Genomic DNA, 7,113 nt, shown 5'->3' with positions numbered 1-7,113 from the left:
CAGGATAGTTCGGGCCTATCCGTTCAGTGGCAACGGCGACTGACTGACTGACTGAAAAAACGCTGCTAATTCCAAAAAACCATAAGCATAGTTCTTTAAATTATATTAGAGAGTTCTTATACTATGTCCGCGTCCTGAACAGAGACTCCCGATAAGACGGCTCCACTGATCTAAAGCGTTTTTGACGAACCGGCCAACAGGTTCAGCTATGTGGCACGGGATCCGGATTCCCGCGCCTGTGCCATCATCGATTCGCTACTGAATCTGGATTATGCAAAGCCGGCGACAAAACCGGAATCAGCGAAAAAATGCCCCCTCTTTAGCGCAGAGCATCGGCTTTTCCGCACGACTGGATGGAGGTAGCAGCTAGCAGTATGCCCGAGCCGAGTAGATCAGCGTTGAGTCCGACTGACTGCTAACATCAGTTGGCGCTTTATCGATAACACGCGCACATAAACAACCCTGTGCCCCCGATCAATACAGTGGCTGGCCGTTATGAAACGCTTTTTCCCGATTCTGCAGTGGCTACCCCAGTACCGGCGTGACAGCCTGGCCAGCGACCTGCTGGCTGCGGTTATCGTCACCATCATGCTGATTCCGCAGTCACTGGCCTACGCTCTCCTGGCCGGCCTGCCGGCCGAAGCCGGCCTCTACGCCAGCATACTGCCGCTGATTGCCTATGCCGTCTTTGGCACCAGCCGCACTCTGGCGGTGGGCCCGGTGGCGGTGGTTTCACTGATGACTGCCGCCGTGGCGGGACAGGTCGCACTGCAAGGCAGCATCGGCTACATCAACGCGACTGTCCTGCTGGCACTGATCAGCGGCCTGATGCTGCTTGCGATGGGGTTGCTGCGACTCGGATTTGTCGCCAACTTCCTGAGTCATCCGGTGATATCGGGGTTTATTTCGGCATCTGGCCTGATCATCGCCACCAGCCAGTTGCAGCACCTGCTGGGGGTGCAAGCCTCGGGACACAACCTGTGGGAACTGCTGCAAAGCCTGTGGCAGAGCCGCCACAATATTCACGGCATTACGTTCACGCTTGGCGCCGCATGTGTGCTCTTTCTGCTGCTGGTCAGGCGCTGGCTCAAACCCGGACTGCTGCACCTCGGATGCCCGCCGCAGCTGGCCGACCTGATCACCAAAGCCGGCCCGATTATCACCGTCATAGGCGCCACCGCCCTGACTGCCTGGCTAAATCTGGCTACCCAGGGACTGCGTATTCTGGGTACGATACCGGCCGGCCTGCCTGCGCTGACAGTTCCCCATTTATCGCTGGCACTGCTCGAACAGCTATGGCTGCCGGCACTGCTGATCAGCACCATCGGTTTCGTGGAATCGGTCTCGGTGGCGCAAACCCTCGCCGCCAAGCGACGCCAGCGCATCGATCCGGACCAGGAACTGATTGGTCTTGGGGCCTGTAATATCGCCTCATCTCTGTCCGGCGGTTTCCCGGTGACCGGCGGTTTCTCCCGCTCCGTGGTAAATTTCGATGCCGGTGCCGCTACGCCGGCCGCCGGCGCCTTTACCGCTGTCGGGATTGCCCTGGCGACACTCTTTCTGACACCCCTGATTTACTTCCTGCCACTCAGTGTTCTGGCCGCCACCATCATGGTGGCCGTGCTCAGCCTGGTCGATCTTGGCGCCATCCGGCGCACCTGGCGCTATTCGCGCCACGATGGCGTCGCGCTGCTGGCAACCCTGCTGGCCACCTTGCTCACCGGCGTGACCTCGGGGGTTATCATAGGTGTTGTGCTGTCACTGCTGCTCTACCTGCACCGTACCAGCCGCCCCCACAGTGCCATTGTCGGCCGGATGCCCGACACCGAGCACTTTCGCAATGTAGAGCGCCATGAGGTCGAAACCGACCCGGCCCTGTGCATCCTCAGGATCGACGAGGGGCTGTATTTTGCCAATACCCGCTTTCTGGAAGACCGCATCTACGCCCAGATGGCGGCGCAGAAATCCCTGCGTCACCTGATTCTGATGTGTCCTGGGGTGAATCATATAGACGCGTCGGCACTGGAAGCACTTGAGGCCATTAACGCCCGCCTGCAGGACGCAGGCATTGAATTACATCTGAGCGAGGTCAAGGGGCCAGTGGCGGATGCGCTGCGCAATAGCGACTTTCTGGAGCACCTGAGCGGGCGCATCTTCCTAAGTACCTATCTGGCCTGGCGAGCTCTTCACAAGGGCCCGGCCGACTGAGCGCGGTATTCGCCACCAAACCCACACAGCCTCAGACACGCAGACCCCGGTCCGGACAAAAGCGCGGACTAACCGGCAACCTCATCGCCGGCGACAGGTTCATGCTGTTTTTGTTGCTGCTGCTTTTGTTGCTGAATCTGCCACAGATGCGCATAGCTGCCACCTTGGTCCAGCAGCGCCTGATGACTGCCCTGCTCCACGATGCGCCCCTCCTGCATCACCAGGATATGATCGGCATCAACGATGGTGGACAGGCGATGGGCGATAACCAGGCTGGTCTGCCCACGGGAGACCTCGCGAATGGCCTGCAGAATACTGCGCTCCGAACGGCTGTCCAGGGATGAAGTGGCCTCGTCAAACACCAGAATGGGCGGCCGCTTGAGAATGGTGCGGGCGATGGCAACGCGCTGTTTTTCCCCTCCGCTGAGCTTGAGTCCGCGCTCGCCCACCAGGGTATCGCGCCCAATGGGCAGGCGGGCGATGAAATCATCCAGATGCGCCAGCCGAATGGCCTCTTCCACTTCAGCCTCCGTAGCATCAATACGGCCATAGCGGATATTGTCGTAGATCGAGGCGTTAAACAGCACCGTATCCTGGGGCACTATACCAATGGCGCGGCGCAGGGAGTCCTGACTCACCGAGCGGATATCCTGGCCGTCGATCAGCACAGCACCGGCGCCGACGTCGTAAAACCGGAACAACAGCTTTACCAGGGTCGACTTGCCGGAGCCGCTGGCCCCCACCACCGCCACCTTCTGTCGCGGGCGCACTCGCAAGTTGATGCCATCGAGTATCTGGCGGTCGGGGCCGTAGCCAAAGTCGACGCCGCGAAACTCGATCTCTCCGCGACTGACCTGCAGTGGCTTGGCATCGGCGGCATCCATGATCGCAGGCCGGCGACGCATCAGGGCAAACATCCGTTCGATATTCGCCAGGGAGCCCTTCATTTCCCGATAGACAAAGCCCAGAAAATTCAGCGGCATGAACAGCTGCATCATGAAGGCGTTAATCAGTACAAAATCACCCAGCGTCATGTTGCCTGCCACCACATTGCGCCCGGCGAGCACCATCATGGCGGTCATCGCCAGACCAATAATCAGCGCCTGACCGCCATTGAGGGCAAAGAGCGTCAGGCGGTTCTTGCGCCTGGCCACTTCCCACTCTTCCAGATCCCGGTCGTAGCGGCGGGCTTCGTAGTCCTCGTTGGTAAAGTATTTCACCGTTTCGTAGTTCAGCAGACTGTCCACGGCGCGCGAATTGCTTTGCGAATCCGCCTTGTTGGCGGCACGCACATAACCGGTACGCCAGTCCGTGGCCAGCACCGAATAGGCCACATAGGCCACCACCGCCACCAGCGTGATCAGCGCGAACCAGACCGAGTAGTTGTACAGCAGCAAACCAATCACCAGGGCAATTTCCAGCAGTGTTGGCACTATGTTGAACACCATGAAACGCATCAGGAAACTGACACCGGACACGCCGCGCTCAATATCCCGCGACAGACCGCCGGTGCTGCGATTAAGGTGAAAATCCAGCTCCAGCGCATGCAGATGATTGAACACCGCCAGACCGATTCGACGCATGGCCCGCTCGGTCACGCGACCGAACAGGGTGTCGCGGATCTCGCCAAAGAGCACATTCACAAAACGCACCGAGCCATAGGCCAGCAGTAACCCCAGCGGCAGCGCCACCAAGGTGCCGGCGCCGGCATCCATGGCATCCACTATGTGCTTGAGAATAAAGGGCATGCCGACGCTGGCGACCTTGGCGGCCACCAGACACCCCAGCGCCAGCAGAATGCGGCTGCGGTATTCAAGCAGATAGGGAATCAGCGCCTTGAGGGTTTGCAGATTGATGCTGGAATCGTCCGCCTCCGGATGATAGGAGCGATGTTTCATAACGCGGCCCTGCTGAAAGATGAAAAGGATCTGACGTCAGCCATCATACCCGCTGCGGCACGCAGGGTAGACGCAGGCCCGGCATTAAGTATCAAAATTAGGCACGGGATTCGTCAGGGGGTTGATCACGGGATTAGTCACAAGAGCTCTGCAGGGTCAGTCGCAGGAGGAAGTCTTATCCTGCAGCGGGTGCCAGCCAATACTCTGGCTGATCACATTTTCAAGCAGCGCTATCTCCCGGGACAGCTCGCGCGACAGATTGATCATCATGAGGCCGAAGTCGGCGGGGAAAAGCATATGCAGATCGAAAAACAGTCCGCTGCCGATCTCCAGTACCACCGCGCCTTCGCCGGCCACCGCCGTACCTGAACGGGCGTGCAGCCCTATCATGCCATCGAAGCCCAGCAGCTCGCCGCGCTGGAAGTGTCGTGTCAGCACATCCAGCCCCTCGGACTGCTTGTAAAAGCTCAGATCGCCGTGCAGCACCACGTAAAACTCGGCCGCAGGATCACCGGCCCGGTACAGCAATTCGCCCTGGTGCAGCTGCAGCAAACGCCCGCCGCAGAGCAAAAAGCGCACCGCCGCCTCGGACAAGGCACCAAAGGTGGAGAGCTCGTGAAAATAGGCTCGGCCGAGCCATTGCGTGACAAAGTCGACGTCCAGCGTTTTCATCAGCAAGATCCTGCAAGACACAGTCTATAAACAACTGAGTGATAACTTTGACTATAGTGCCCCGGGCGCAGGATATACCAGCAATCCCCGCGTGCCTGCGGCAATGCACAGCTACGCAGGGATTGTGGCGAAGAGGTGCCGCACTCAGGCGCGGCGCAGCTGTGCCGCCGTCAGGGTATTGCGCAGCAGACAGGCCACCGTCATGGGACCAATGCCGCCGGGCACCGGCGTCAAGGCGCCTGCCACGGCGCTGACGGCAGCAAAATCGACATCGCCGACCAAGCGTGAGTTGCCGGCCTCATCTTCCAGCCGATTGATGCCTACATCCAGCACTGTGGCGCCGGGCTTGATGTAATCCGCCGTAATAATGCCCGCGCGCCCCACGGCCACCACCAGAATATCCGCCTGACGACACTCCGCTGCCAGATCGCGGCTGCGCGAATGTACCGTCGTCACCGTGCAATTGGCGTTGAGCAACAGCTGCCCCATGGGCTTGCCGACGATGTTGGAGCGCCCCACCACCACAGCCTTGAGACCGGACAGGTCTCCGAGGCGGTCCTGCAGCAGCAACAGACAGCCCAGTGGCGTACAGGGCACCAGCGACGGCTGACCGGCACTGAGGCGTCCTACATTGACGGGGTGAAATCCATCCACGTCCTTGGCAGGATCAATCGCCTCGATCACTGCCGACTCGTCCAGCCCGGCGGGCAGCGGCAACTGCACCAAAATACCGTCGACGGATTCGTCCGCATTCAGTGCCTCGATCAGGGCCAGCAGCTGGGCCTGAGTCGTCGCGACATCCAGCAGGTGCGCAAAGGACTCAATACCCGCTTCCGCGGCCTGGCGCACCTTGGTACGCACATACACCTGACTGGCGGCATCCGAACCCACCAGCACCACCGCCAGTCCGGGCCGACGCCCCTGGGCTGCCTTAAAAGCCTCAGCTCCGGTTTTGACCTGATCCCGGACCCGGGCGGCGAAGGCCTTGCCGTCAATCAGGGCGGCCTGGAGGCTGGCCGGTTGCTGACTCTGTGCGAGTTCGCTCATCTGTTGTTCCCTTGTTCTGCAGGTAACACGGGCCAGTGAAAGCCCGCAGCCACCTGGCTTCTGTTCTAAAAAACGACCGTGCGCAGTCCGTTCTGAAACACGCGGCGGCGCACATGATACTTCACCGCGCGGGCCAGTGTCTGGGCTTCCATATCGCGGCCGACCTGGGTCAGGTGCTGCGGATCATGGCCATGGTCGACACGTTCCACCATCTGCTCGATGATCGGACCTTCGTCCAGATCCCCGGTCACATAATGCGCCGTGGCACCGATCAGCTTCACGCCCCGCTCATAGGCCTGGAAATAGGGTTTGGCGCCTTTGAAGCCCGGCAGGAAGGAGTGATGGATATTGATGCAGCGCCCGGCCAGTGCCGTGCAGAGCCTATCGGTCAACACTTGCATGTAGCGCGCAAGCACCACCAGTTCGGTGCCGGTTTCTTCAACCAGCTGCAGCAACGCCGCTTCCTGCTCGACCTTGTTGGCCTTGTTCACCGGCAGATATACAAAGGGGATGCCCTCACGCTCGGCCATGTAACGCAGATCTTCGTGATTGGACACCACCGCCGTAATCGCGATATTCAGCTCGCCGGTTGCACGGCGGTACAGCAGGTCACGCAGGCAATGATCATACCTGGAGACCATGATCAGCACCTTGGCGGGCTCGGTGGCGTCATGGATTTCCCAGTCCATGTCAAAGCGCAGTGCCGTAACCTCGAACGCCGCTTTCACCTGTTCAACACTGGGCTTCTGGCTACCTTCGAAAACGAACTCGATGGTCGAAAAAAAGCGCCCCGTGTTCAGGTCATCGTACTGATGCAGCTCCTTTATAAAGCAACCGCGATCAGCCATGAAGTTGCCAATGGCGGCAACGATTCCGACGCGACCGGGGCAGGATACCCGGAGGATGTAAGCGGGTTTGTCTTTCATTACAATTCTCTTTCTCTGGCAATACGTTAGAGCACAGCGACTGGCTGAGGCATATTTCAGGCAGATCACCAACCATTGTCAATCAGCCACCTGAAAAACAGCGCCTCAGCGCCTTGGCCGGTTAGCAGGGCCGATCCTCCCCCATACCGCCCCGGTGCTGTGCGACACCACTGCTGGCCCCAGCTATACACTTCTCAGGCGGCCTATATTACCAGCCCCGCGGCCCCGATAGTGAACGAGAACGAAGCCTTCCATCGCCGCAGCGCACAAAAGCACCGACTGCACGCGTCAGAACGAAAAAAGGCCCGAAATCTTTCGACTTCAGGCCTTTTTTGCAGAACCGATAACTTTCGATTATCAGC

5 protein-coding genes are annotated in these 7,113 nt (G+C 59.5%); 1 reads left to right on the top strand and 4 read right to left on the bottom strand.

Annotated elements, in window-relative coordinates; genetic code table 11:
• The first annotated feature begins 495 nt into the window (after positions 1-495).
• Positions 496-2,208: a SulP family inorganic anion transporter gene (locus MRS74_RS23265; RefSeq protein ID WP_254582672.1), complete on the top strand. Its 1,713-nt coding sequence runs from the start codon at positions 496-498 to the stop codon at positions 2,206-2,208.
• Between the two features lie 68 nt (positions 2,209-2,276).
• Here the strand turns inward: MRS74_RS23265 and MRS74_RS23260 are convergent, their stop codons facing one another.
• The 4 genes from MRS74_RS23260 to purU all read right to left on the bottom strand — a co-directional run bounded on the left by MRS74_RS23260 (position 2,277) and on the right by purU (position 6,751).
• Positions 2,277-4,106 carry an ABCB family ABC transporter ATP-binding protein/permease gene (locus MRS74_RS23260; protein ID WP_254582671.1) on the bottom strand — a complete coding sequence of 610 codons (1,830 nt, stop codon included), beginning with the start codon at positions 4,104-4,106 and terminating at the stop codon, positions 2,277-2,279.
• Between the two features lie 156 nt (positions 4,107-4,262).
• On the bottom strand, positions 4,263-4,778 hold the full coding sequence (locus MRS74_RS23255) for a Crp/Fnr family transcriptional regulator (protein ID WP_254582670.1): 516 nt from the start codon (positions 4,776-4,778) through the stop codon (positions 4,263-4,265).
• Between the two features lie 144 nt (positions 4,779-4,922).
• Positions 4,923-5,825 carry a bifunctional methylenetetrahydrofolate dehydrogenase/methenyltetrahydrofolate cyclohydrolase FolD gene (gene folD, locus MRS74_RS23250; protein ID WP_254582669.1) on the bottom strand — a complete coding sequence of 301 codons (903 nt, stop codon included), beginning with the start codon at positions 5,823-5,825 and terminating at the stop codon, positions 4,923-4,925.
• A gap of 65 nt (positions 5,826-5,890) precedes the next feature.
• The gene (purU, locus tag MRS74_RS23245; protein WP_254582668.1) at positions 5,891-6,751 is read right to left on the bottom strand and encodes a formyltetrahydrofolate deformylase; all 861 of its coding nucleotides are present in this window, start codon (positions 6,749-6,751) and stop codon (positions 5,891-5,893) included.
• Positions 6,752-7,113: the final 362 nt, after the last annotated feature.

The sequence above is a fragment of the Marinobacterium sedimentorum genome, assembly GCF_024267675.1.
Taxonomy (GTDB): domain Bacteria; phylum Pseudomonadota; class Gammaproteobacteria; order Pseudomonadales; family Balneatricaceae; genus Marinobacterium_A; species Marinobacterium_A sedimentorum.
This window is presented reverse-complemented; position numbering and strand designations above follow the sequence as displayed.

Coding starts and splice junctions, on each gene's coding strand:
- MRS74_RS23260 (WP_254582671.1), bottom strand. CDS start 4,106: ATGAAACATCGCTCCTATCATCCGGAGGCGGACGATTCCAGCATCAAT.
- MRS74_RS23265 (WP_254582672.1), top strand. CDS start 496: ATGAAACGCTTTTTCCCGATTCTGCAGTGGCTACCCCAGTACCGGCGT.
- purU (WP_254582668.1), bottom strand. CDS start 6,751: ATGAAAGACAAACCCGCTTACATCCTCCGGGTATCCTGCCCCGGTCGC.
- MRS74_RS23255 (WP_254582670.1), bottom strand. CDS start 4,778: ATGAAAACGCTGGACGTCGACTTTGTCACGCAATGGCTCGGCCGAGCC.
- folD (WP_254582669.1), bottom strand. CDS start 5,825: ATGAGCGAACTCGCACAGAGTCAGCAACCGGCCAGCCTCCAGGCCGCC.